The organism is Streptomyces akebiae (assembly GCF_019599145.1).
GTDB classification, from domain to species: Bacteria; Actinomycetota; Actinomycetes; order Streptomycetales; family Streptomycetaceae; genus Streptomyces; species Streptomyces akebiae.
This window is the reverse complement of sequence record NZ_CP080647.1, coordinates 1,173,525-1,197,438: the sequence shown is the minus strand read 5'-3', so window position 1 is coordinate 1,197,438 and position 23,914 is coordinate 1,173,525. Positions and strand designations below refer to the sequence as shown.

At 70.6% G+C, this 23,914-nt stretch carries 21 protein-coding genes and 1 riboswitch; of the genes, 18 read left to right on the top strand and 3 right to left on the bottom strand.

Translation table 11 applies throughout. The features are described 5' to 3' along the window. Positions 1–89 precede the first annotated feature (89 nt). The 8 genes from shc (at position 90) to K1J60_RS05275 (ending at position 9,223) form a co-directional block, all read left to right on the top strand. Positions 90–2,084, top strand: a complete 1,995-nt coding sequence (gene shc, locus K1J60_RS05310; protein WP_220645144.1) for a squalene--hopene cyclase — start codon at positions 90–92, stop codon at positions 2,082–2,084. Then, positions 2,084–2,728 (top strand): phosphorylase family protein, encoded by a 645-nt coding sequence (locus tag K1J60_RS05305; RefSeq protein WP_220645143.1) that lies wholly within the window; start codon positions 2,084–2,086, stop codon positions 2,726–2,728. The genes shc and K1J60_RS05305 overlap by 1 nt, the downstream gene beginning before the upstream one ends. 5 nt (positions 2,729–2,733) lie before the next feature. After that, a complete protein-coding gene (gene hpnH, locus K1J60_RS05300) occupies positions 2,734–3,792 on the top strand; it encodes an adenosyl-hopene transferase HpnH (RefSeq protein WP_220645142.1) in 1,059 nt (352 codons plus the stop codon). 4 nt (positions 3,793–3,796) lie between these two features. Next, complete coding sequence (gene ispG / locus K1J60_RS05295; RefSeq protein ID WP_220645141.1) at positions 3,797–4,954, top strand: flavodoxin-dependent (E)-4-hydroxy-3-methylbut-2-enyl-diphosphate synthase; 1,158 nt, start codon at positions 3,797–3,799, stop codon at positions 4,952–4,954. Between the two features lie 40 nt (positions 4,955–4,994). Then, a complete protein-coding gene (gene dxs / locus K1J60_RS05290; RefSeq protein WP_220645140.1) occupies positions 4,995–6,947 on the top strand; it encodes a 1-deoxy-D-xylulose-5-phosphate synthase in 1,953 nt (650 codons plus the stop codon). Next, complete coding sequence (locus K1J60_RS05285) at positions 6,944–8,353, top strand: aspartate aminotransferase family protein (protein WP_220645139.1); 1,410 nt, start codon at positions 6,944–6,946, stop codon at positions 8,351–8,353. Before dxs ends, K1J60_RS05285 begins: the two co-directional genes overlap by 4 nt. A gap of 118 nt (positions 8,354–8,471) precedes the next feature. After that, positions 8,472–9,104: a helix-turn-helix domain-containing protein gene (locus K1J60_RS05280; protein ID WP_220645138.1), complete on the top strand. Its 633-nt coding sequence runs from the start codon at positions 8,472–8,474 to the stop codon at positions 9,102–9,104. Continuing rightward, complete coding sequence (locus tag K1J60_RS05275) at positions 9,101–9,223, top strand: DUF6126 family protein (protein WP_033529568.1); 123 nt, start codon at positions 9,101–9,103, stop codon at positions 9,221–9,223. Before K1J60_RS05280 ends, K1J60_RS05275 begins: the two co-directional genes overlap by 4 nt. Positions 9,224–9,250: 27 nt before the next feature. On the opposite strand, the gene K1J60_RS05270 is transcribed toward K1J60_RS05275, so the two are convergent. Then, a complete protein-coding gene (locus tag K1J60_RS05270) occupies positions 9,251–10,048 on the bottom strand; it encodes a tyrosine-protein phosphatase (RefSeq protein WP_220645137.1) in 798 nt (265 codons plus the stop codon). 258 nt (positions 10,049–10,306) lie between these two features. Here K1J60_RS05270 and K1J60_RS05265 point away from each other — a divergent pair, with 258 nt between their 5' ends. The 4 genes from K1J60_RS05265 (at position 10,307) to K1J60_RS05250 (ending at position 15,772) form a co-directional block, all read left to right on the top strand. After that, positions 10,307–12,382, top strand: coding sequence for an alpha-galactosidase (locus K1J60_RS05265; RefSeq protein ID WP_220645136.1), 2,076 nt, complete (start codon positions 10,307–10,309; stop codon positions 12,380–12,382). Positions 12,383–12,684: 302 nt separating this feature from the next. Then, positions 12,685–12,843, top strand: a riboswitch (cyclic di-AMP (ydaO/yuaA leader). A gap of 4 nt (positions 12,844–12,847) precedes the next feature. Then, positions 12,848–13,855, top strand: a complete 1,008-nt coding sequence (locus K1J60_RS05260) for a M23 family metallopeptidase (RefSeq protein WP_220645135.1) — start codon at positions 12,848–12,850, stop codon at positions 13,853–13,855. A 280-nt stretch (positions 13,856–14,135) separates the two neighbouring features. Continuing rightward, the gene (locus tag K1J60_RS05255; protein ID WP_220645134.1) at positions 14,136–14,867 is read left to right on the top strand and encodes a DUF6250 domain-containing protein; all 732 of its coding nucleotides are present in this window, start codon (positions 14,136–14,138) and stop codon (positions 14,865–14,867) included. A 119-nt stretch (positions 14,868–14,986) separates the two neighbouring features. Beyond that, a complete protein-coding gene (locus tag K1J60_RS05250) occupies positions 14,987–15,772 on the top strand; it encodes an SGNH/GDSL hydrolase family protein (protein ID WP_033529563.1) in 786 nt (261 codons plus the stop codon). Positions 15,773–15,904: 132 nt separating this feature from the next. Here K1J60_RS05250 and K1J60_RS05245 read toward each other — a convergent pair whose 3' ends face one another. Together K1J60_RS05245 and K1J60_RS05240 are read right to left on the bottom strand one after the other, a co-directional pair. Further along, positions 15,905–16,504 (bottom strand): TetR/AcrR family transcriptional regulator, encoded by a 600-nt coding sequence (locus K1J60_RS05245; protein ID WP_398683120.1) that lies wholly within the window; start codon positions 16,502–16,504, stop codon positions 15,905–15,907. A gap of 87 nt (positions 16,505–16,591) precedes the next feature. Continuing rightward, a complete protein-coding gene (locus K1J60_RS05240) occupies positions 16,592–17,773 on the bottom strand; it encodes a Glu/Leu/Phe/Val dehydrogenase dimerization domain-containing protein (protein ID WP_220645132.1) in 1,182 nt (393 codons plus the stop codon). 131 nt (positions 17,774–17,904) lie between these two features. Here K1J60_RS05240 and K1J60_RS05235 point away from each other — a divergent pair, with 131 nt between their 5' ends. The 6 genes from K1J60_RS05235 to K1J60_RS05210 all read left to right on the top strand — a co-directional run bounded on the left by K1J60_RS05235 (position 17,905) and on the right by K1J60_RS05210 (position 23,677). Next, complete coding sequence (locus tag K1J60_RS05235) at positions 17,905–19,083, top strand: MBL fold metallo-hydrolase (RefSeq protein WP_220645131.1); 1,179 nt, start codon at positions 17,905–17,907, stop codon at positions 19,081–19,083. A gap of 387 nt (positions 19,084–19,470) precedes the next feature. Next, positions 19,471–21,660 (top strand): sensor histidine kinase, encoded by a 2,190-nt coding sequence (locus K1J60_RS05230; RefSeq protein ID WP_259407564.1) that lies wholly within the window; start codon positions 19,471–19,473, stop codon positions 21,658–21,660. Positions 21,661–21,740: 80 nt separating this feature from the next. Then, positions 21,741–22,172, top strand: coding sequence for a roadblock/LC7 domain-containing protein (locus tag K1J60_RS05225; protein ID WP_033529559.1), 432 nt, complete (start codon positions 21,741–21,743; stop codon positions 22,170–22,172). 2 nt (positions 22,173–22,174) lie between these two features. Further along, positions 22,175–22,546, top strand: a complete 372-nt coding sequence (locus K1J60_RS05220; protein WP_033529558.1) for a DUF742 domain-containing protein — start codon at positions 22,175–22,177, stop codon at positions 22,544–22,546. Further along, positions 22,524–23,123 carry a GTP-binding protein gene (locus tag K1J60_RS05215; RefSeq protein WP_220645130.1) on the top strand — a complete coding sequence of 200 codons (600 nt, stop codon included), beginning with the start codon at positions 22,524–22,526 and terminating at the stop codon, positions 23,121–23,123. Before K1J60_RS05220 ends, K1J60_RS05215 begins: the two co-directional genes overlap by 23 nt. Then, the gene (locus K1J60_RS05210; protein ID WP_220645129.1) at positions 23,120–23,677 is read left to right on the top strand and encodes a GAF domain-containing protein; all 558 of its coding nucleotides are present in this window, start codon (positions 23,120–23,122) and stop codon (positions 23,675–23,677) included. The genes K1J60_RS05215 and K1J60_RS05210 overlap by 4 nt, the downstream gene beginning before the upstream one ends. The last annotated feature ends 237 nt before the right edge of the window (positions 23,678–23,914 follow it).

Genomic DNA, 23,914 nt, shown 5'->3' with positions numbered 1-23,914 from the left:
GTCGCCGGCCGGTGCCCCGTCACCGGACACGCACCGGCCGACGGCTGACCCACCGCAGAGAGATCCGTCCACTGCACGAAGGGGAAGCCATGACAGCGACGACCGACGGAAGCACCGGGGCACTGCCGCCCCGCGCCCCCTCGGCCAGCGACACCGTCCACGACGCCCCGCCGACGGCCGGTGTCCAGGACGCCGCCGCGCACGCCGTACGACGCGCCACCGACTTCCTCCTCTCCCGGCAGGACGCCCAGGGCTGGTGGAAGGGCGACCTGGAGACCAACGTCACCATGGACGCCGAGGACCTGCTGCTCCGTCAGTTCCTGGGCATCCGTGACGAGAAGACCACCCGCGCCGCGGCCCTGTTCATCAGAGGCGAGCAGCGCCCGGACGGCACCTGGGCCACCTTCTACGGCGGCCCGCCCGACCTCTCCGCCACCGTCGAGGCGTACGTCGCGCTGCGACTGGCCGGGGACGACCCCGGCGCGCCGCACATGGCACGGGCCTCCGCGTGGGTCCGGGAGCGGGGCGGGATCGCCGCCGCCCGGGTCTTCACCCGTATCTGGCTTGCGCTGTTCGGCTGGTGGAAGTGGGACGACCTGCCGGAGATGCCGCCGGAGATCATCTGGTTCCCGAAGTGGATGCCGCTCAACATCTACGACTTCGGATGCTGGGCCCGGCAGACGATCGTGCCGCTGACGGTGGTCTCGGCGAAGCGTCCGGTGCGGCCCGCGCCGTTCCCGCTGGACGAACTGCACACCGACCCCGGACGCCCGAACCCACCCAAGGCCCCCGATCCGCTGACCAGTTGGGAGGGCGCCTTCCAAAGGATCGACAGGCTCCTGCACGGCTACCACAAGGTGGCGCTGAAGCGGCTGCGCAAGGCCGCGATGAGCAGCGCGGCCCGCTGGATCATCGAGCGGCAGGAGAACGACGGCTGCTGGGGCGGCATCCAGCCGCCGGCCGTGTACTCGCTCATCGCGCTGCACCTGCTCGGCTACGACCTCCGACACCCCGTGATGCGGGCCGGGCTGGAGTCGCTCGACCGGTTCGCCTTGTGGCGCGAGGACGGGGCCCGGATGATCGAGGCCTGCCAGTCGCCGGTGTGGGACACCTGCCTCGCCACCATCGCGCTCGCCGACGCGGGCCTGCCCGCCGACCACCCCCAACTCGTCAAGGCCGCCGACTGGATGCTCGGCGAGGAGATCGTCCGCCCGGGTGACTGGGCGGTGAAGCGCCCCCACCTCCCGCCGGGCGGCTGGGCCTTCGAGTTCCACAACGACAACTACCCCGACATCGACGACACCGCCGAGGTCGTCCTCGCGCTGCGCCGGGTCGCCCACCATGACCCGGAGCGCGTGGAGAAGGCCGTCCGGCGAGGGGTGCGCTGGACCGTCGGCATGCAGTCGAGGAACGGGGCGTGGGGTGCCTTCGACGTCGACAACACCAGCCCGTTCCCGGGCCGGCTGCCGTTCTGCGACTTCGGCGAGGTCATCGACCCGCCGTCCGCCGATGTCACGGCGCACGTGGTGGAGATGCTCGCGGTCGAGGGCCTGGCGCACGATCCGCGGACCCGGCGCGGCATCGAGTGGCTGCTCGCCGAACAGGAGCCCAGCGGCGCGTGGTTCGGGCGCTGGGGCGTCAACTACGTGTACGGCACGGGCTCGGTGGTCCCGGCGCTGGTGACCGCCGGGCTGCCCGCCGCGCACCCCGCGATCCGCCGGGCCGTGGCCTGGCTGGAGACCGTGCAGAACGACGACGGCGGCTGGGGAGAGGACCTGCGCTCCTACCCCGACCCCGCGGAGTGGGGCGGCAAGGGCGCCTCCACCGCCTCCCAGACCGCGTGGGCGCTGCTCGCGCTGCTGGCGGCGGGGGAGCGGGACGCCAAATCCACCGAACGCGGGGTCGAGTGGCTGGCCCAGACCCAGCGGGAGGACGGTTCCTGGGACGAGCCGTACTTCACCGGCACCGGCTTCCCCTGGGACTTCTCGATCAACTACCACCTCTACCGGCAGGTCTTCCCGCTCACCGCGCTCGGCCGGTACGTCAACGGCGAACCGGCCGTCCTCAAAGCCCAGGGGCGCTGATGGACACGCCCGCCGCCCCGGCCCCGCTGCTGATCGCCTGCGCGCTCGGCATCGAGCAGCTCGCCCTGCGCAGCGGCGACCGGGGCGGCGCCGGGGGCCCGGTCACCGTCGTACGCACCGGCATGGGTCCGAGGGCCGCCGAGCGGTCCGTCGCCCGGCTGCTCGCCGGCCCGGAACTGCGCGACGCCGCGGTCCTGGCCACCGGGTTCTGCGCCGGACTCGCCCCGGGCACGCACCCCGGCGACCTGGTCGTCGCCGAGGAGACCCGAGGCCCGGGCGGCGCCGTCACGCCCTGCGTGGGCACCGAACTGCTGGTCAAGGAGCTGGCGAGGGCCGTACCCGGGCGCACGATCCACACCGGCCCACTCACCGGATCGGACCACGTCGTACGTGGTCAGGAACGGTCGGACCTGTTCGCGACCGGCGCGATCGCGGTCGACATGGAGTCCGCGGTCACGCTCCACCGCGCCATGAGATCGGGCGCACGCCCGGTTGCGGCCGTCCGGGTGGTCGTGGACGCCCCAGCACATGAACTGGTCCGGATCGGCACGGTACGCGGGGGAATATCAGCCTTCCGCGTCCTTCGTGCCGTCCTTCCCGCATATTACGAATGGCACCGTTCTTTGCTGCTCCCCAGGAGGTGAGCCAGATGGCCATGCCGCTCCGCCAGTCCATCAAGGTGGCGACGTATCTCGCCGAACAGAAGCTTCGCAAGCGGGACAAGTTCCCGCTGATCGTCGAGCTGGAACCGCTCTACGCCTGCAATCTGAAGTGCGAGGGCTGCGGCAAGATCCAGCACCCGGCGGGCGTGCTGAAGCAGCGCATGCCTGTGGCGCAAGCCGTGGGCGCCGTCCTGGAGTCCGGAGCGCCGATGGTGTCGATCGCCGGCGGCGAGCCCCTGATGCACCCCCAGATCGACGAGATCGTGCGGCAGTTGGTGGCCAGGAGGAAGTACGTCTTCCTGTGCACCAACGCCATGCTGCTGCGCAAGAAGATGGACACGTTCAAGCCCTCGCCGTACTTCGCGTTCGCCGTGCACATCGACGGGCTGCGGGAGCGGCACGACGAGTCGGTGGCGAAGGAAGGGGTGTTCGACGAGGCGGTCGCCGCCATCAAGGAGGCCAAGCGGCGCGGCTTCCGGGTGACCACCAACTCGACCTTCTTCAACACCGACACGCCGCAGACCATCATCGAGGTCCTCAACTACCTCAACGACGACCTCCAGGTCGACGAGATGATGATCTCGCCCGCCTACGCCTACGAGAAGGCCCCCGACCAGGAGCACTTCCTCGGCGTCGAGCAGACCCGCGAGCTGTTCAAGAAGGCCTTCTCCGGTGGCAACCGGCGGCGCTGGCGGCTCAACCACTCGCCCCTGTTCCTCGACTTCCTGGAGGGCAAGGTCGACTTCCCCTGCACGGCGTGGGCGATCCCCAACTACTCACTCTTCGGCTGGCAGAAGCCCTGCTACCTGATGAGCGACGGATACGTCACGACGTACCGGGAGCTGATCGAGGACACCGACTGGGACGCGTACGGCCGGGGCAAGGACCCGCGCTGCGCCAACTGCATGGCGCACTGCGGCTATGAGCCGACCGCCGTCCTCGCCACCATGGGGTCGCTGAAGGAGTCCCTGCGCGCCCTGCGCGAGACCGTCTCCGGGAACCACGGGAACCACGGGAACCACGGGAACCACGGGAACCAGGGGTGATGTGATGACCGCCGTGTCGCTGGGCGTCCCCGAGCTGCCCGCCCGACCGATCGCGGAACGCCGCCGCTCGCGGCGGATCCAGGTCGGCCCGGTGGCCGTGGGGGGTGGCGCCCCGGTGTCGGTGCAGTCGATGACGACGACCCGTACGTCGGACGTCGGCGCCACCCTCCAGCAGATCGCGGAACTCACCGCGTCCGGCTGCCAGATCGTCCGGGTCGCCTGTCCCACGCAGGACGACGCGGACGCCCTCGCCACCATCGCCCGCAAGTCGCAGATCCCCGTGATCGCGGACATCCACTTCCAGCCGAAGTACGTCTTCGCGGCGATCGAGGCCGGCTGCGCGGCGGTACGGGTGAACCCCGGCAACATCAAACAGTTCGACGACAAGGTCAAGGAGATCGCGCGGGCGGCGAAGGACCACGACACCCCGATCCGGATCGGGGTCAACGCCGGTTCGCTCGACAGGCGGCTGCTCCAGAAGTACGGCAGGGCGACGCCCGAGGCGCTGGTGGAGTCCGCGCTGTGGGAGGCGTCGCTGTTCGAGGAGCACGACTTCCTGGACATCAAGATCTCGGTCAAGCACAACGATCCGGTCGTGATGATCGAGGCGTACCGGCAGCTGGCCGCCCGGTGCGACTACCCCCTGCACCTGGGCGTGACCGAGGCCGGTCCCGCCTTCCAGGGGACCGTCAAGTCCGCCGTCGCCTTCGGGGCGCTGCTCAGCGAGGGGATCGGCGACACGATCCGGGTCTCGCTGAGCGCCCCGCCGGTCGAGGAGATCAAGGTCGGCATCCAGATCCTCCAGTCGCTGAACCTGCGGGAACGGCGGCTGGAGATCGTCTCGTGCCCCTCGTGCGGGCGGGCGCAGGTCGATGTGTACCGGCTGGCCGACGAGGTCACCGCCGGTCTGGAAGGCATGGAGGTCCCGTTGCGGGTCGCGGTCATGGGCTGCGTCGTCAACGGACCCGGGGAGGCGCGGGAGGCGGATCTGGGGGTCGCCTCCGGCAACGGCAAGGGGCAGATCTTCGTCAAGGGCGAGGTCGTCAAGACCGTGCCCGAGTCGAAGATCGTGGAGACCCTCATCGACGAGGCGATGAAGATCGCCGAGCAGATGGAGAAGGACGGCGTCGCGTCGGGGGAACCGGCGGTCACCGTGAGTTGACGACACGGGCTGAAGAGCACGGATCGAGAGGGGGCCCGACGTGACGATTCTGGAGAACATCCGGCAACCGCGCGACCTGAAGGCGCTGACCGAGGCGGAACTCGGTGAACTGGCGGCAGAGATCCGGGAGTTCCTGGTGCACGCGGTCGCCAGGACCGGTGGTCACCTGGGGCCCAACCTGGGGGTGGTGGAACTGTCCGTCGCGCTCCACCGGGTCTTCGACTCACCGGTGGACCGCATCGTCTGGGACACCGGTCACCAGAGCTATGTGCACAAGCTGCTGACGGGCCGCCAGGACTTCTCCAAACTGCGCGGCAAGGGCGGCCTGTCCGGCTATCCCTCGCGTGAGGAGTCCGAGCACGACATCGTCGAGAACAGCCACGCCTCGACGGCACTCGGCTGGGCGGACGGTCTGGCCAAGGCCCGCCAGGTGCGCGGGGAGCAGGGCCATGTGGTCGCGGTCATCGGAGACGGCGCGCTGACCGGAGGCATGGCCTGGGAGGCGCTCAACAACATCGCCGCCGCCAAGGACCGGCCGCTGATCATCGTCGTCAACGACAACGAACGCTCCTACTCACCGACCATCGGCGGCCTCGCCAACCACCTCGCGACCCTGCGGACCACCGACGGCTACGAGCAGTTCCTCGCCTGGGGCAAGGACGTCCTGCTGCGCACCCCGGTCGTCGGCAAGGAGGTCTACGAGGCCCTGCACGGGGCGAAGAAGGGCTTCAAGGACGCCTTCGCGCCGCAGGGCATGTTCGAGGACCTGGGCCTGAAGTACGTCGGACCGATCGACGGGCACGACACCAGGGCGGTCGAGTCGGCGCTGCGCCGCGCCAAGCGCTTCCACGGGCCCGTCCTGGTGCACTGCCTGACGCAGAAGGGCCGCGGCTACGAGCCCGCCGTCGCCGACGAGGAGGACCACTTCCACACCGTCGGCGTGATGGACCCGCTGACCTGCGAGCCGCTCACGCCCGCCGGTGGACCGTCCTGGACGTCGGTCTTCGGCGACGAGATCGTGAGGATCGGGGACGAGCGCGAGGACGTCGTGGCGATCACGGCTGCCATGCTGCACCCCGTGGGACTCGGCAGGTTCGCGGAGAAGTTCCCCGACCGGGTGTGGGACGTCGGGATCGCCGAGCAGCACGCGGCGGTCTCGGCCGCCGGGCTGGCCACGGGCGGGCTGCACCCCGTCGTGGCGGTCTACGCGACCTTCCTCAACCGGGCCTTCGACCAACTGCTGATGGACGTGGCCCTGCACCGGTGCGGGGTCACCTTCGTCCTGGACCGGGCCGGGGTGACGGGCGTCGACGGCGCGTCGCACAACGGCATGTGGGACATGTCCATCCTCCAGGTCGTGCCCGGGCTGCGGATCGCCGCGCCCCGCGACGCCGAACAACTGCGCGCACAGCTGCGGGAAGCGGTCGCCGTCGACGACGCTCCCACCCTGATCCGGTTCCCGAAGGAGTCGGTGGGCCCGCGGATCCCGTCGCTGGAGCGGGTGGGCGGCATGGACGTGCTGTACCGCTCCCCGTCCGCGACGAGCGCCACGTCCTCGGGCCGACCGCGGGTGCTGCTCGTCGCCGTCGGCGTGATGGCGTCGGTGTGTCTGCAGACCGCCGAACTGCTCCGTACCCGGGGCATCGGCTGCACCGTCGTCGACCCGCGCTGGGTCAAGCCGGTCGATCCGGCCTTGCCGTGGCTCGCCGACGAACACCGGCTGGTGGCCGTCGTGGAGGACAACAGTCGGGCCGCCGGGGTCGGTTCGGCCGTCGCCCTCGCCCTGGGGGACGCCGAGGTCGACGTACCCGTACGGCGGTTCGGCATCCCGGAGCAGTTCCTCGCGCACGCCAAACGCGGGGAGGTGCTGGCGGACATAGGGCTGACACCGGTGGAGATCGCCGGGCGGATCAGCGCGTCGCTGGCCGCCCGGGACGAGTTCGCCGAGCACGACCTGCCGAAGGCCGAACCTGCCGAGGAGAAACCGGAATGACCACCCTGGAACCAGCGGCGGACACCGAGGAGTTCGACCTCGGCGGACTCCTCGCCGAGCGCGGTGCCGAGCGCTACGAACTCCACGCCCGGTACCTCAACCACCAACTCCCGCGCATGCTGCACACCATCGGCTTCGACAAGGTCTACGAGCGGGCCGAGGGCGCGTACTTCTGGGACGCGGACGGTGCCGACTACCTGGACATGCTGGCCGGGTTCGGGGTGATGGGGCTCGGCCGCCACCACCCCGTGGTCCGCAAGGCCCTGCACGACGCGCTCGACGCGGGGCTCGCCGACCTGACCCGCTTCGACTGCCAGCCGCTGCCCGGCCTGCTCGCCGAGAAACTGCTCACCCACAGTCCGCACCTGGACCGGGTGTTCTTCGGCAACAGCGGCACGGAGGCGGTCGAGACCGCGCTGAAGTTCGCCCGGTACGCCACCGGCAGGCCCCGCGTCCTCTACTGCGACCACGCCTTCCACGGGCTCACCACCGGATCGCTCTCGGTGAACGGTGAGGACGGCTTCCGGGACGGCTTCGCGCCGCTGCTGCCCGACACGGCCGTACCGCTCGGTGATCTCGACGCGCTGGCACGGGAGTTGAGGAAGGGGGATGTCGCCGCCCTCATTGTCGAGCCCATCCAGGGCAAGGGCGTGCACGAGGCGCCGCCCGGCTATCTGCGTGCCGCCCAGGAGTTGCTGCACCGGAACAGGGCGCTGCTGATCGTCGACGAGGTGCAGACCGGGCTCGGCCGGACCGGGGACTTCTACGCCTACCAGCACGAGGACGGCGTCGAGCCGGACCTGGTCTGCGTGGCCAAGGCGCTCTCCGGCGGCTACGTCCCGGTCGGCGCGACCCTCGGCAAGGACTGGATCTTCAAGAAGGTCTACTCGTCGATGGACCGTGTCCTCGTCCACTCGGCGAGCTTCGGCTCCAACGCCCAGGCCATGGCCGCCGGGCTCGCCGTCCTCTCGGTCATGGAGAACGAGCAGATCGTGGCCCATGCCCGGGCCATGGGGGAACTGCTGAAGAGCAGGCTCACGTCACTGGTCGACAAGTACGAGCTGCTCAGCGACGTACGCGGCCGGGGCCTGATGATCGGCATCGAGTTCGGCAGGCCAAAGTCGCTCAAGCTGCGCAGCCGTTGGACCATGCTCCAGGCGGCCCGCAAGGGGCTCTTCGCCCAGATGGTCGTCGTACCGCTGCTGCGACGGCACCGCATCCTCACCCAGGTCTCGGGCGACCACCTGGAGGTGATCAAGCTGATCCCGCCGCTGGTCATCGGGGAACGGGAGGTGGACCGGTTCGTCGCCGCGTTCACGGAGGTGATGGACGACGCACACAGCGGCAGCGGGCTGATGTGGGACTTCGGCAGGACGCTGGTGAAGCAGGCGGTCGCCAACCGCTGAGCGGACGGGCTGAGCGGACGGTGTGCCGGGCCGCCGTGGTGCGGCTTGTGAGCCCGCCGGCTTTGCCTCTGAGGCAAGAGATTTGCCGCAGAGGCAAAGCTCCGGCTGAATGGAGGGCATGAGCCCCTCCGAGGGTACGCACCCTCCCGAGCCTCCGGTCGACACGGAACTGCCCGCCGTCGCCCCGCAGCTGCGGGGCCTGCGCCGCCGGGCCGCCCTCACCCTGGAGGCCGCCGCCCGTGCCGCCGGCCTGTCGCCCGCTCATCTCTCCCGGCTGGAGACCGGACAGCGCCAGCCCTCGCTGCCGATGCTGCTCGCGCTGGCCCGCGTCTACGGTACGACCGTCTCCGAGCTGCTCGGCGAGACCGTCGTCGAACGGGACGCCGTGCTGCGGGCGCCCGACACGGAGCCCACCCGGGCCGGTGGCTGGACGTACTGGCAGGCGGGCGCGTCCGGGCGCGGGATGCAGGCGCTGCGCGTCCATGTGCCGCACGGCTCGCAGGGCGACATCGTGCGCGTGCATCCCGGCGAGGAGTGGCTCTACGTCCTCAAGGGGCGGCTGCGGCTGCGCCTCGGGGACACCGCGCATCTGCTGGCGCCCGGCGACAGCGCCCACTTCGACTCGCTGACCCCGCACCGCATCGCCGCCGCCGACCACGACGGCGCCGACCTCCTGTTCGTCCACACCCTCCTGCAGAGCCCGACCGCCGCGCTGTGCCTCGGGCCGACCACCTCCGGAGAGACGCCATGACCGACCTGGAAGAGAAGTTCCCCCGCGCCCTGTGGGTGCGGCTCATCATCTACATCGCGGTCGGCCATGTCTTCGCGGCCTTCATCTATCTGCTGTTCGAGGTGGGCGCCAACCAGTGACCCGACCGTCGGGACGGGCGAGACACCCTAGTCCAGCAGGCGCTCGCGCAGCCGCTCCCGGGTCTCCGGGGTGACCTTCAACCCCTGCTCCAGGTACCTGTCCACATCCCCCCAGGTCTCCTCGACGGTGTCGAAGGCCGCCTTCAGGTACTCGGCGCGGGCGTCGAAGAGCGGGCTCAGCAGCTCCATGACCTCCGGGGAATAGGCGTTCGCCGCGGTGCTGCTGCGGTGCACCTTGTAGCGGCGGTGCTTGGCGTTCGACTCCAGGTAGTCGGCGACGATGGCCTCGTGCTCCACACCCAGGGCCAGCAGGGTGATGGCGACGGAGAGCCCCGCACGGTCCTTGCCCGCCGCGCAGTGCATCAGCGCCGGCACGCTGTCCTCGGCCAGGGCGTGCAGCACCCGGGAGTGCTCCGCCGTGCGCTGCTTGATGATCGTCCGGTACGAGGCGATCATCCGGCCTGCCGCCTTGCCGTCGTCCAGCAGTGCGCGCAGCTGGTCCAGGTCGCCGTCGCGGACCAGCTTCCAGAACTCGGCGCCGTCCGCCGGGTCGCTCAGCGGCAGGTTCACGTTGAGGACGCCGGGCAGCTCGACGTCCGGGCCCTCCAGCTTCTGGTCGGCCGCGTTGCGGAAGTCGAAGATCGTGTGCAGGCCCAGGGAGGCCAGGAACGCGGCGTCCTCGTCGGTCGCGTGGGCCAGGTGGCCGCTGCGGAACAGCACCCCGTGACGCACCCGCCGGCCGTCCACGGTCGGCAGACCGCCCACATCGCGGAAATTGCGCACTCCGGTCAGCTCGGGTTCGGTCGACGGGATCTGCTGCGTCACTGGGGCTCCCCTCCCATCCGGCCGTCCGCGCCGAGCGCCGACGGGCGCGCCCTCGACGTCGAGGGCGCGCACTCGACCATACGACATGCGTGCGTACCCCAATGAGTTGTCCACAGCCGGGTCCAGGGCACCGGAGTGGTTGTCCACAGGCCGCTCCGCCGATGCGTCGGCGGTTGTCCACAGGCGCCGTCGAGCGCCCGCCGCGACCTGCGATGATGTTGAAGCCCGATCGCACCTGTTCGAATCTGTGGGGGCTTGATGTTGGAAATCGGAGCAGACGGCCGGACCTGGCTTCTCACCGGGTCCAGGAGCAGCTATGCCCTGCGGCTCACCGAGAACGACGAGCTGCTGCACCTGCACTGGGGTCCCCGGATCGCCCTCGCCGACGCCGAGGAGCTGGCCGTACGGCAGCAGCTGCCGTACTGGCCGTTCGAGGCCCCGGTCGACGGACATGAGGAGTACCCCGTCGAGGGCGGACCCCGCTTCACCCGACCGGCACTGTCCGTGCGCACGGACGAGCGGCGCGGCACCGAGTGGACCTTCCGGACGTACGAGGCCGACGGCGACGAGCTGCGGCTGCGGTTCACCGACGACGGACTCGGGATCACCCTGCACTACCGGATGCGCGACGACGTGGTCGAGCGCTGGGTGACTCTCGTCAACGACGGCCCGGCGGCGGAGCTGCTGCGGGCAGACTCGGCGACCTGGACGCTGCCGCCGCGCGCGGAGGAGAACTGGCGCCTCTCCCAGCTGCACGGGCGCTGGGCGGCCGAGTCCCGGCTCGTACGCGCCGACCTCACCTACGGCGAGAAGGTCATCGGCAGTCGGCGCGGGCACACCGGGCACCAGCACCTGCCCTGGGTCGCCCTCGACACCGACGCCACCGAGGAGCGCGGCGAGGTCTACGGCTGCGCCCTGGGCTGGTCGGGCTCCTGGCGGATCGCGGTGGCCCAACTTCCGGACGCGCGCGTGCAGATCACCGGCGGCGCCGGATACGACGAGTCCGGACTCCTGAGGCTGGAGACCGGGGAGACCTTCACCACGCCCGTCTTCGCCGGCCTGTGGAACGACGGAGGCTTCGGCGGGGCGAGCCGCGCCTGGCACGCGTACCAGCGGGCGTATGTCATCCCGGACGCGGACCAGGACCGGCCGGTGCTCTTCAACTCCTGGGAAGCCACCGAGTTCGACATCTCCGAGGAACAGCAGGGGGCCCTCGCGCGGCGGGCGGCGGCCATGGGGGTCGAGCTGTTCGTGGTGGACGACGGCTGGTTCGGGGCGCGGACGAGCGACCGGGCAGGCCTCGGCGACTGGACGCCGAATCCGGACCGCTTCCCGAAGGGGCTGCGGCCGCTCGCCGACCAGGTGCACGCCCTCGGGATGCAGTTCGGTATCTGGGTCGAGCCGGAAATGGTCAATCCGGACAGTGAGCTGTACCGGGCGCATCCTGAATGGGCACAGTTCCAACCGGGGCGAAAGCGGACGGAACTGCGTAATCAGCTCGTACTCAATCTCGCGCGCGAGGACGTCCAGGAATACCTCTGGGAACGGCTCGACACCCTCCTGTCCAGCGCGCCGATCGACTATGTGAAGTGGGACTTCAACCGCTGCTTCACCGACGCGGGCTGGCCCGGTGAGCCCTATCCGCAGAAGCTGTGGGTCGAGCACGTGCACGCCTTCTACGCACTGCTGGACCGGTTGCGGGCCGCGCACCCGGGGGTGGCCTTCGAGTCGTGCTCGGGCGGCGGCGGCCGGATCGACCTCGGCGTCATGGCGCGGACGGACCAGGTGTGGACCTCCGACAACACCGATCCTCTCGACCGGCTCGCCATCCAGCACGGCTTCACCCAGATCCATCCGGCCCGGACCATGGCCGCGTGGGTCACCGACAGCCCGAACAACCAGCTCAACGGGCGGGTCAGCTCGCTGCGGTTCCGGTTCGTCAGTGCCATGGCGGGTGTGCTCGGGGTCGGCGGTGACCTCGCCGAGTGGAGTGAGGAGGAGCTGGCCGAGGCCCGGGAGTGGGTGCAGCTGTACAAGGAGATCCGGCCGGTCGTGCAGCGCGGTGACCTGTATCGGCTGCGTCCTCCCGCAGGGGGGCTGAGTGCCGTGCAGTACGTCCACGGTGACGAGGTCGTCGTCCTCGCCTGGCTCCAGGCGCAGCACTACGGTGAGCCGCTCGCCCCGCTCCGGCTGCGCGGGCTGGATCCGACGGGGACGTACGAGTGCCGCGAAACGGGCGAAACGTACCGGGGTGCCGTGCTGGCGCATCACGGATTGCGGACGGGGCTGCGTGGTGACTTCGATGCGACAGTTATCCGCCTTCGGCGCACTTGAGCGATCTGTCCGAAATGCAGCTGTAATTCCAACAAGGCCTGGAATAAAGCCTACTGAGTCGTAGGTGCGTGAGCAGCGTCATATTCGTGACGTTCCGTTGCCGTCATGTCCACGTAATTCGTATGGATTTCCAGGGAGGTTGGAATGCGCCCAAGACCTGTCTATTACGGAGCGTGATGGTGAATTGAAGTAAGGATCAGGGAGGAAGACGCACAGGAAGTCCCAATGGTTGTACCTGTGGGCACAAGTCGCTTACGTTCGGCGTCAATCCGGACGGACGCCCAATCCTGCCGCCGACCGGAGCCGCGTACCGACCCGATCCACGGCAGGAGCGGGGGACCCACAGGAATCACCGCCTGTTCCGGTCTCCGGAACGGCTAGGGGTACAGCCGTGCGCAAGCACGGCCGGACATCTCCAGTCCGCACCCGACAGCTCACCTCGCAGGCGACGGAGAGGAATTCGCCATGCCCGCGAAGGGTAAGCACCGCCGTCCGAAGTCCCAGCGCTTCACTCGCTCGATCGCCGCCGCCGGGACCGGTGGCGCGGCGCTCGCGCTGCCGCTGATCGGTGCCGCCGGCGCCCACGCCGCGACCCCGGCGGCCGCCGTTTCCGGTGTCTCCGAGAAGACGGCCACGATCACCCCCGAGAAGGCCGCGGCCGAGGCGGGCGCTCGGTTGGAGCAGGCCGAGAAGGCCGCGCAGGCGGAGAAGACCACCACCAAGAAGGCGGCGACTAAGACCTACTCGGTGAAGGTCGGCGACTACCTCGCGAAGATCGCGGACGAGCAGGATGTCGAGGGTGGCTGGAAGCGGCTGTACTCGGACAACCGTGAGGCGATCGGCTCCGATCCCTCCCTCATCCACCCGGGGCTGAAGCTGTCGATCGGTGAGCGGGCCGCGTCGAGCGAGACGTCACGCTCGTCGTCGAAGCCGCAACTGTCGCAGTCCTCGAAGTCCACCGAGTCCTCCAAGTCGTCGAAGTCCTCCGGTTCCGCGAAGCAGGAGTCGAAGGACACCCAGGCGTCGACCTCCACGGCGAGCGGCCAGTCCTCGACGACCGGCAGCTCCGGCTTCAGCCGGCCCATCCAGGGCGCGACCGTCGGTACCGCGTACAAGACCGCCGGCAGCATGTGGTCCAGCGGCTACCACACGGGCGTCGACTTCGTGGCCCCGACCGGGACCAGCCTCAAGGCCGTGGGCGCGGGCACCGTCGTCTCCGCCGGCTGGGGCGGCGCGTACGGCAACCAGGTGGTCATCAAGCTCGCCGACGGCTACTACGCCCAGTACGCCCACCTGTCCTCGATCTCCGTCTCCGCGGGTCAGTCCGTCAGCGGCGGCCAGCAGATAGGCCTCTCGGGCGCGACCGGCAACGTCACCGGGCCGCACCTCCACTTCGAGATCCGCACCACCCCCAACTACGGTGCGGACATCGACCCTCTGGCCTACCTCCGCTCGAAGGGCGTCGGCATCTGACCCACGCCGCCGCACCCGTCGAAGGCCGGACCCCGTGACTCGGGGTCCGGCCTTCGACGTTCCCGGATAGCAGGCGGGGTCGCGCACCAACAGGGGGCAGGGGCAGGGGCCGCGATCGGGCGTGGCGACTCCGTGGTCACCGCATTGCGGTTGTGCGGCATGGCTGATCGACGTCTCGACAGTGGCCGGGGTGTGCGGTCAGAGTGATCTCCACAAGCGCTTTCTACGATGTCGTGTCGGCACGGGGACAGAACCGGCACGGGGACAGAAGGGGTGTCGTATGACCACCCGTAGAGCTTTCGGAGCACTCGCCGCCGGTGCCGCCCTCGCGGCCGTCGCTCCGGCGGGGACCGCGTCCGCCCACACGTCGCGGGGCCGTGGCCGGCTGATCGCCGCCGACGACTTCCGGCACGGACTCGGGCGGTGGGCCGTGGAGTTGGAGCGGGGCGGTACGGTCACGGCCTCGCGCGGTGTGCTGGAGGTCGACGTACCGGCCGGGGCCACGCTCTGGTTCAAGCGCAGGCTGCGAGGGCCGTACGCCGTCGAGTACACGGCCACGCCGGTCTCCGCGGGCGGGGTCAACGACCGGGTGTCCGATCTGAACAACTTCTGGAACGCCGTCGACGTGCGATCGCCCGACGATCTCTTCGCCACTCCACGAGGGGGCGCGCTCGCCGAGTACGACCATCTGAAGACGTACTACGTCGGGTACGGGGCCAACACCAATACGACGACGCGGTTGCGGCGCTATGTGGGTGAGGCGGGGGTGCGGCCGCTGATCTACGACTACACCGAGCCGCTGCTCGTCGCGAACGAGCCGCATCGCGTGCGGATCGTCTCGGACGGGTCGAGGGTCCGGTGGTGGAACAACGGACGGCTCGTGTTCGACTACCGCGATCCCGAGCCGTACACGAGTGGGCATTTCGCCTTCCGGACCACCTGGAGCCACTTCCGGATCGAGGACTTCCGTGTGTGGGGGCCCCACCGACGCGACGTGGGTATTCCGGGTTGACCAACACTTGACACGTGGTCTATCTCACCGTCCGTCAAGTGCTTATTACGGTCGCGTAGGTCACATCCGAAGGTGAATCATGGCCCGATGTGGCAGACGATTCGAATGGCAGCAGAGCAATGATCGGGTCGTACGTGGCGCTGGGGGACAGCTTCACCGAGGGCGTCGGCGACCCCGGGCCCGACGGGCGGTTCGTCGGCTGGGCCGACCGGTTCGCGGTGCTTCTCGCGGACCGGTTGCCCGAGGGCGACTTCGACTACACCAACCTGGCCGTGCGGGGGAAACTCCTCGACCAGATCGTGGAGGACCAGGTGCCGAGGGCGCTGGAGCTCGCCCCCGATCTGATCTCCTTCTGCGCGGGCGGCAACGACATCATCCGGCCGGGCACCGACCCCGACGAGGTCGCGGAGCGGTTCGAGCGGGCGGTGGTCAGGCTCACCTCGGCCGTCGGCACGGTCATGGTGACCACCGGGTTCGACACCCGCGACGTGCCGGTGCTGAAGCATCTGCGGGGCAAGATCGCCACGTACAACCTGCATGTACGGGCCATCGCCGACCGGTACGGATGCCCCGTGCTGGACCTGTGGTCTCTGAAGACGGTGCAGGATCGTCGGGCCTGGGACCTGGACCGGCTGCATCTCTCGCCGGAGGGGCACACACGGGTCGCCCTGCGGGCCGGGCAGGTGCTGGGGGTCGACGTTCCGGCCGATCCCGATCAGCCGTGGCCGCCGTTGCCGCCGCGCGGGACGCTGGAGATGCGGCGGGACAACATCACCTGGGCGCGGGAGTATCTCGTGCCGTGGATCGGTCGGCGGCTGCGGGGGGAGTCCTCCGGGGACCATGTGTCGGCCAAGGGACAGCTGTCGCCGGACGACATCAGGTTGCGGATCGAATCCGTCGCCTGAGGCCCGCGACGGGCGCGTTCTCGTCGTGCGCGTCGTCGCCGTGCGCGTGCTGCTCCGTGGGCGGCGTCGGTCCGTCGTGGTCGCGAGCGCGGTTCCCCGCGCCCCCTTTCGGGCGCGGGGTCTTGTCGCGTTTCAGCGGTCGGCGCGCGTCAACGATGCGGGATCCAGGCCCAGTTCATGGGCCAGGGCCCTGTCGGCCCAGTCCTGGGCCCGGGTGCGGGAGACGGCTCCGTCGTAGGTCGTCATCTGCACGGCCAGGCCGTCCAGGAGTGCGGTGAGGCGGAGGGCGGACGCCGTGGGGTCCGGGCAGTGGAACTCGTCGGCGGCCACGCCGGCTTCGATGACCTCGGTGAGGGCGGCCTTCCACTGGCGGTCCAGGTCGCGGGTGACCTCGCGCAGGGCGGGGTCGCGGAGGGACACGGCCCAACCCTCGATCCAGAGCCGCCAGCCCTTGGCCTGGCCGGTGGGGGCGTACCAACGGACGGCCGCCCGGAGGCGGCGCAGGGCCGTGGTGCGGCGGCCCAGGAGCTTGCGGAGATGGGCCAGGTCGTCCTCGGCGGCGTGGCGGAAGGCCTCGGCCACCAGTCTCTCCTTGGTGGAGAAGTGGTAGAGCACCAGGGCGTTGCTCACACCGAGGACGGCGGCCACGTCGGCGATCCGTACGGCCGCGACGCCCCGCTCCTCGATCTGCTCGATGGCGGCCCGGAGCAGCTCCGCTCGCCGCTCGGCCACGCTCAACCGCACCCTGCCCACGTGGCAACCCTACCCAGGCCCCGCGCGGCGCCGCAGGCTTCGAGCCACCTCGGCGGGGCCGGGGCGTCAGCGGTGCCAGCCGAAGCGGTCCGTGATAGCCGGCAGGCGGTCGGCGGCGATGGCGTGGGCGGCGGCGCGGGGCGTGGTGCCGTCGGCCTCGGCGCGGGTCAGCATCAGGTCGACGAGGGCGCGCATGGAACGCCGGGTGTGGGCGAACGCCTCGTCGGCGGTGGGGCCGATGTCACCGAACAGGGTCCACCACCACCAGGCGTTCGTACCGGAGTTGACCACGACGTCGGGCAGGACGGTGACGCCGCGGGAGGTGAGCGTTTCCTCGGCCTCCGGCAGGACGGGCATGTTGGCCGCCTCGACGATCAGAGGCGCCGTGACGAGGTGGTGGTTGGTGGTGTCGATCGCGTAGGAGACGGCCGCGGGGACGAGCACGTCGGCCTCGGCGGCCAGCCAGGCGTCGGCGGAGGTCTCGTGGTCCGTGGGCCGGAGCGCGGTGCGGTCGATCGTGCCGTGCGCGTCGCGTGCCGCGAGCAGGGCCTCGACGTCCAGGCCGGCTGGGTTGGCGACGGTGCCCTTGATGTCGGCGACAGCGACGACGGTGAGGCCGGCGCGGGCGAGGAAGCGGGCGGTGGCGCCGCCCATGGTGCCCAGGCCCTGCACGGCGACCCGTGTCCCGGCGTACGGCGTACCCGTCCGGTCCAGGGCGGTGAGCACGGACTCGGCGACACCGCAGCCGCCGACCAGCTCGTCGAGGCCGATGCCGTCCACCTGGACGGCGAAGGCGTCCGCGAGACGCCGTCGGGCCGATCCCTCGTCGTCCAGGAGGGGGTACACAGCCTGGATCGTCGACACCAGGCCCGCCTCAGCAGCCGCGCGGTCCACCAGGTCCTGGGCGAGACCGAGGTCCTCGCCGGTGGTCCAGAAGCTCTCGACGTACGGGCGCATCGCGCGCAGGTAGCGCACCAGGACGCCGTAGGCCTCCGGGTCCCGGGGGTCGCAGTCGATGCCGCCCTTGGCGCCGCCGAGCGGGACGTACCGGCTCTCGGGGGAGTAGTGCAGCGCCTCCTTCATGGTCATGCCGCGCGCGAGTCCGGCGACCTCGTCCAGCGTGCAGCCGGGGCGCATGCGCAGGCCGCCGCTGCAGACCCCGCGCACCAACCGGTCCACGACGAGAAAGCCCCGTCGGCCGGTGAGGTGGTCGGTCCAGGTGAGCGACATGAAAGGAGTGATGGTCATGGGGCTCCCCGGGAACAAAAGGATCTACTGAATAGTTGGTCAGTATTGCATCGTGCGGGGACAGTCGGACCCGGCGCGGTCGGAGGGGCGGACCATAATGGGATGCCTGAGCGAATCCACCTGGAGGTGCCGTGTCCGGTTCGGGATCCCGTTCTTTGAGCTCGGGGCTGCGCGCTGCGCGGCCCGCCGCCTTCGGCGCGGATCCGAGCGGTGCCCGATGGGAGCGGATCCGTAGATCCCCGCATTTCGCGAACGGGGTCTTCGTGAACCCCGAGGGCGCCCAGGTCCGCCCCTCAGGGGGCGCCGCCGTGGAGATGGCGAAGAGCTTCTTCCGCAAGGACGAGAGGGTGCGGCGGGCTCCGGCGGGGCTGATCCCCGTGCACTCCACGACCCTCGCCGACCTGGCCCGACCCCCGGCGAGCGGGCTGCGGACCACCTGGATGGGCCATTCCAGCGTGCTCGCCGAGATCGACGGCCACCGGGTGCTCTTCGACCCGGTCTGGGGTGAGCGCTGCTCCCCGTTCGCCTTCGCCGGTCCCAAGCGGCTGCACCCCGTGCCGCTGCCGCTGGCCGCGCTCGGCCCGGTCGACGTCGTCGTCATCTCGCACGACCACTACGACCACCTCGACATGCCCTCGATCAAGGAGCTGGCGGGTACGGACACGCTCTTCGCCGTTCCTCTCGGCGTCGGTGCCCATCTGGAGCACTGGGGAGTCTCCGCGGACCGCATCCGCGAGCTGGACTGGCACGAGGCCACGAAGGTCGGCGGCCTCACCCTGACCGCGACCCCCGCCCGGCACTTCTGCGGCCGGGGCCTGCGCAACACCCAGCACACGCTCTGGGCCTCCTGGGTCGTCGCCGGTGACGAGCACCGGATCTACCACAGCGGCGACACGGGGTACTTCAAGGGGTTCAAGGACATCGGCGCCGCGCACGGCCCGTTCGACCTCACCATGATCCAGGTGGGTGCCTATTCGGAGTTCTGGCCCGACATCCACATGACGCCCGACGAGGGGCTGCAGACCCACCTCGACCTCCAGGGCGGCGAGCCCGGCGGGGTGATGATGCCGATCCACTGGGCGACGTTCAATCTGGCGATGCACGCCTGGGCGGAGCCGGGCGAGCGCATGATGTGGGCCACCCACGGAGCGGGAGTCACGATGGCCGCGCCGCGACCGGGGGAGCCGTTCGAGCCGAAGAACACCCCGCCGGTGGATCCCTGGTGGCGTGCGGTCTCCCAGCAGCCGGTCGGCGGCTGGGCCGCCTGGCCCCCGGTGGGGGAGCGGCTGGACCTGGTCGCGGAAGGCTGAGAAACGGGTCGGGAATTCTCCCGACAGGGTGATTTTTAGAAGGAAGTCGAGGGCCGGGGAGCGATGTGCTCCCCGGCCCTCGACGTCTTTTGTCGATCCATTCTGATCAGCTCTGATCGAAATTCGGACGCAAAAAGAATTCGGCAGGAACAGACGTCCGAAGAATTATCGGACTGTCGCACGAAGCCTCATACCAGAGCGGGACGCATTACGGCGCTCTTTGTCAACTGCGCACCGCACATGACGCGTCGGCGACTACTGTGAGTCGCCGTCGGACGACGCTGGGCCGAATTCTTCGACTCTCGCAACCGACACGCGATGGCGCATGCCCAAGTCGCCCAGACGCGGCACCCCCCACACCCCAGACGGACCAGTACGAGGACGCTGATGTCTCACCTTCGCGCACCGGCCGCCCGCGCAGACCGCCGTGAGGGCGGGCGGCACGGGCGATCGGCCGCCCGCGCCGCCGTCCCCTCGCTGCCCGAGATCCACATACGGCCACAGCTGGTGCGACTCGCGGTCCTGCCCCCCACCGCGGTCGCACTCAGCGCCTGCGCCGCCGTCCTCTTCACCTTCCGCGCCGGCGGCGCCCGCCCCAGCCTCACCCTGTGGGCGGTCCTCGCCGGAGCCGCCGCCGTGGCCCTCACGGGCATCGCCATCGGCGCCGTGGCCGCCGGGCGCACCGCCAAGTCCGTCCGCGAACGGCTGGGCAGTCTGCGTCAGGCCAGCAGCAAGAGCGAGGACGACCTGCGCTCCCTGGTCGACGCGCTCCGGCGCGGCGACCAGCCGCCCGCCCGCGGGCCCCGCGTCAGAACCGCCGCCGGCGCCGACGACTTCGAGCCACTCGCCGCCGACCTCGCCCGCGCCCACGACAGCGCCGTCACCGCCGTCGTCCAGGCCTCCCAGCTCTCCAGCCACGCCGGCAGCGAACAGAAGCTCGAAGTCTTCGTGAACCTGGCCCGCCGGCTCCAGTCCCTCGTCCAGCGTGAGATCTCCATCCTCGACGACCTGGAGAACGAGATCGAGGACCCGGACCTGCTCAAGGGCCTCTTCCACGTCGACCACCTCGCCACCCGCATCCGCCGCCACGCCGAGAACCTCGCCGTCCTCGGCGGCGCCGTCTCCCGCCGCCAGTGGAGCAACCCCGTCTCCATGACCGAGGTGCTGCGCTCCGCGATCGCCGAGGTCGAGCAGTACTCCCGGGTCAAGCTGGTGCCCCCGGTCGACGGCACCCTGCGCGGGCACGCCGTCGCCGACGTCATCCACCTCCTCGCCGAACTCGTCGAGAACGCCACGGTGTTCTCCGCCCCGCACACGCAGGTACTGCTCCGCGCCAACCTCGTCACCTCCGGGCTCGCCGTCGAGGTCGAGGACCGCGGCCTCGGCATGCCCGTCACCGAGCAGAACAAGATGAACGCCCTGCTCGCCGACCCCGACCAGGTCAACGTCGCCAGCCTCCTCCAGGACGGCCGCATCGGCCTCTTCGTCGTCTCCCAGCTGGCCCGCCGCCACGGCATCCAGGTCCGCCTCCAGAGCAACATCTACGGCGGGGTCCAAGCCGCGTTCGTCGTCCCCCAGGGCCTGCTCGGCAGCGAGCCCGGCGATCTGCCGCACACCCACGGCGTCCCCGAGCAGAGCACCGGCGCACGCCGACCCGCCGGACCGCTCCACCCGCAGGCGGCCACGCCCCAACGGGCGTCCGCACCCGGTCCCGCCGACCGCCCGACCACAGGCGGACCCGCTCACGCCGCGAACGTCAACGACCGGTCCGACCGTCCGGCCCCCGACCGGCCCACGCGTCCCGAGCCCGGCCACCGCGGCGTCCCGAGCCCCGCGCGTGCCACCGTGCCCCGACAGCAGGGCCCCGGCCGGGGCAGCGGTCAGCAGGGCTCAGCCAGAGGGGGCACCGGGCCGACCCCGCTGCCGGTGCGCGGCGCCCGGGAGGAGCGGCCCAACCCGGCCGAGGCCGTGCCCGGCATCCGCCCCGACGACCGGCGGATCGTCGAGGAGAACACCGGGAAACCCCCGACCCCCCGGGTCGGCGGCGCCGTCCGCGGCACCATGGGCAAGCCCCAGCTGCCCCGCCGCCGCGCCCAGCAGCACATCGTGCCCCAGCTCCGCGGCGGCCCTCCGCCCCCGCCCCGCCAGGACCCCGACCACTACATCGGCCACGACCCCGGGCTGATGGCCGCCTTCCAGCGCGGCATCGGACTCGCCGAGGCACGCCAGCTGGAGAGCTCCGACTGGGACACCTCCACCCTGGACACGCCCCCGGCGGACTTCGCCGCCCCCGCCGACTTCGCACCCCCCGCCCCCGACGCCGCCTCCCGCATCGACACGGGACAGCTGCGCACGAGCCCGAACACGGGCCACCCGAACCCGGCACCGCACGGCGGCACGGGCGGCGCCGCCGCACTCCACATGGAGCTGGCCCACATGGACGCACCCCACAAGGACGCCGCGCAACCCCTGGGCGGACACCCCAGGGGCGGCGCCCCCATAGCCGTACCCCCGTCGGCCCTCGACGCGGCACACGACCTCACGTCCCGGCAGGACGGGAGCACACCGGCCGGATGACCACCCCCCTCACCACCCCCACCGCGGTCCCCACCTCCTGCGCTCCCGCAGACCAACGCACCCCAAGGAGTCGATCCACCATGGCGAGCGATGCGCCGACCGGCCATGTATCCGACCTCGACTGGCTGATGAGCGGCCTCGTCCAGCGCGTACCGCACACCACGAGCGCGGTGCTGCTCTCCTGCGACGGGCTGGTGAAGTCGGTCCACGGCCTCGACCCGGACAGCGCCGACCACATGGCGGCCCTGGCCTCCGGCCTGTACTCCCTCGGGCGCAGCGCGGGCGTCCGCTTCGGCGACGGCGGCGACGTCCGCCAGGTCGTCGTCGAACTCGATTCCAGCCTGCTGTTCGTCTCCACCGCCGGTTCCGGCACCTGCCTCGCCGTGCTCGCCGGACGCGAGGCCGACGCCGCCGTCCTCGGCTACGAGATGGCGATGCTGGTCAAGAGCGTCCGCCCGTACCTGGTCACCCAGCCCCGGCAAGCCGTCGAACCCTCAGCGATGAGGCCTTGACCGTGCCCGAGGCCGGCGACGGACCCCTGTACGACGACGCCGCCGGGCGTCTGGTGCGCCCCTACACCGTCATCAACGGCCGGACCCGGCCGACCACCGCGCTCGATCTCCTCTCACAGGTGATGGCCACCGGGGCGACCCCCCTCGGCTATCTGGGCCCCGAACACGCGACCGCACTCGACCTGTGCCGGGCACCCGTCTCGGTCGCCGAGATCGCCGCGCACCTCAAGTTGCCGGCGACGGTCACCAAGGTGCTGCTGTCCGACCTCGTCGACTGCGGAGCCCTCACCACCAAGCCCCCGGTTTTCCACCACAACCCGACAGACCGGTCTCTTCTGGAGGCAGTGCTCGATGGACTACGACGACAGCTCTGACCCCTTCCCCACCGCACTCAAGATCCTGGTGGCGGGAGGGTTCGGGGTCGGCAAGACGACCTTCGTCGGCGCGGTGAGCGAGATCGCGCCGCTGAGCACGGAGGAACTGCTCACCACCGTGAGCGCCGCCACCGACAATCTCGACGGCATCGAGAACAAGGTCGAGACGACCGTCGCGATGGACTTCGGCCGCATCACCCTGGACGCGCGCCATGTGCTCTACCTGTTCGGCACCCCGGGACAGCAGCGGTTCTGGTTCATGTGGGACGAACTCTCCGAGGGCGCCCTCGGCGCGGTCATCCTCGCCGACACGCGCCGCCTGGAGGACTGCTTCGCCGCCGTCGACTTCTTCGAGCAGCGCGGCCTCGGCTTCATCGTCGCCATCAACGAGTTCGACGGCTCCTACCGCTACGACGCCGACGAGGTGCGCGCGGCCCTCGACCTCGACCCGGAGATCCCCGTCGTCTGCTGCGATGCCCGTATCTCCAGCTCGGGCGTCCAGACCCTGCTCACCCTCGTCCGGCACCTCCTCGCCCACACCCCGGCGCAGCTGCCGAGCCACGGAGCCCACACGTGACGTACGACCCGCCGCGTCCGGTAGGCCGGCTGCTGCTCACCCCCGAGGACCGGGACGCTCCCGAGCGCGTGGAGCGGCTGCGGCTGCTGGGGCTCGGCGAGTACGCCGAACCGGCCTTCGACGCCTTCGCGGACCGGCTCGCAGAGGTCGCCGCGGTGCCGTACGCGACGGTCAACTTCATCGACGAGGCACGGCAGTTCTTCGCCGGCCTGCATGTGTCGGCGCAGCCCACGGCGGACACCACGGTCCTCGGGGTCGATCGGCACCTCGCCCGTGACCACGGGTTCTGCCCCTATGTGGTGGTCCGACGCAAAGGGCTCGTCCTCGAAGACGTGCGCGAATACCCGAAGTTCGCCGGTAACCCCGTCGTCGACGACCACGGCATTCGCTCCTATCTCGGGGCCCCTCTCCTCGACCGCACGGGCATCGCCCTCGGCACGGTCTGCGTCATGGACGTGCAGCCGCGCCCCTGGGGCAGGGCGGGACTGGAGACCATCAAGTCGATGGCCGCGGAACTGGCCGCCCGGATCGAGGGGCGGGAGGCGTTCCCGTGACCTGCGAAGCGGGTGGCACTTCATGGCGGATCGCGGATGAGGCTACTCGTCCGCGATCCAGGTCCTGGGCGCTCCTGACTCGTAGTGCCTCCCCGAGTGGCCGAGTGGCAGGGCGCAGAAACTGCCACCCTGTAGCAGAAGGGTCCAGCTGTCCGGTTCGGGTTCGGCGCAGCGAGGCACGGTGTCCGGGTCCGGCGCTGTCCTGGCCGCATGTGGTTCGGCCGTGGCTCCTCCCGC

What these genes read in the sequence shown, in the direction of transcription:
- shc (WP_220645144.1), top strand. Translation starts at nt 90, where the DNA reads ATGACAGCGACGACCGACGGAAGCACCGGGGCACTGCCGCCCCGCGCC.
- K1J60_RS05305 (WP_220645143.1), top strand. Translation starts at nt 2,084, where the DNA reads ATGGACACGCCCGCCGCCCCGGCCCCGCTGCTGATCGCCTGCGCGCTC.
- hpnH (WP_220645142.1), top strand. Translation starts at nt 2,734, where the DNA reads ATGGCCATGCCGCTCCGCCAGTCCATCAAGGTGGCGACGTATCTCGCC.
- ispG (WP_220645141.1), top strand. Translation starts at nt 3,797, where the DNA reads ATGACCGCCGTGTCGCTGGGCGTCCCCGAGCTGCCCGCCCGACCGATC.
- K1J60_RS05285 (WP_220645139.1), top strand. Translation starts at nt 6,944, where the DNA reads ATGACCACCCTGGAACCAGCGGCGGACACCGAGGAGTTCGACCTCGGC.
- K1J60_RS05280 (WP_220645138.1), top strand. Translation starts at nt 8,472, where the DNA reads ATGAGCCCCTCCGAGGGTACGCACCCTCCCGAGCCTCCGGTCGACACG.
- K1J60_RS05275 (WP_033529568.1), top strand. Translation starts at nt 9,101, where the DNA reads ATGACCGACCTGGAAGAGAAGTTCCCCCGCGCCCTGTGGGTGCGGCTC.
- K1J60_RS05265 (WP_220645136.1), top strand. Translation starts at nt 10,307, where the DNA reads ATGTTGGAAATCGGAGCAGACGGCCGGACCTGGCTTCTCACCGGGTCC.
- K1J60_RS05260 (WP_220645135.1), top strand. Translation starts at nt 12,848, where the DNA reads ATGCCCGCGAAGGGTAAGCACCGCCGTCCGAAGTCCCAGCGCTTCACT.
- K1J60_RS05255 (WP_220645134.1), top strand. Translation starts at nt 14,136, where the DNA reads ATGACCACCCGTAGAGCTTTCGGAGCACTCGCCGCCGGTGCCGCCCTC.
- K1J60_RS05250 (WP_033529563.1), top strand. Translation starts at nt 14,987, where the DNA reads ATGATCGGGTCGTACGTGGCGCTGGGGGACAGCTTCACCGAGGGCGTC.
- K1J60_RS05240 (WP_220645132.1), bottom strand. Translation starts at nt 17,773, where the DNA reads ATGACCATCACTCCTTTCATGTCGCTCACCTGGACCGACCACCTCACC.
- K1J60_RS05230 (WP_259407564.1), top strand. Translation starts at nt 19,471, where the DNA reads ATGTCTCACCTTCGCGCACCGGCCGCCCGCGCAGACCGCCGTGAGGGC.
- K1J60_RS05225 (WP_033529559.1), top strand. Translation starts at nt 21,741, where the DNA reads ATGGCGAGCGATGCGCCGACCGGCCATGTATCCGACCTCGACTGGCTG.
- K1J60_RS05215 (WP_220645130.1), top strand. Translation starts at nt 22,524, where the DNA reads ATGGACTACGACGACAGCTCTGACCCCTTCCCCACCGCACTCAAGATC.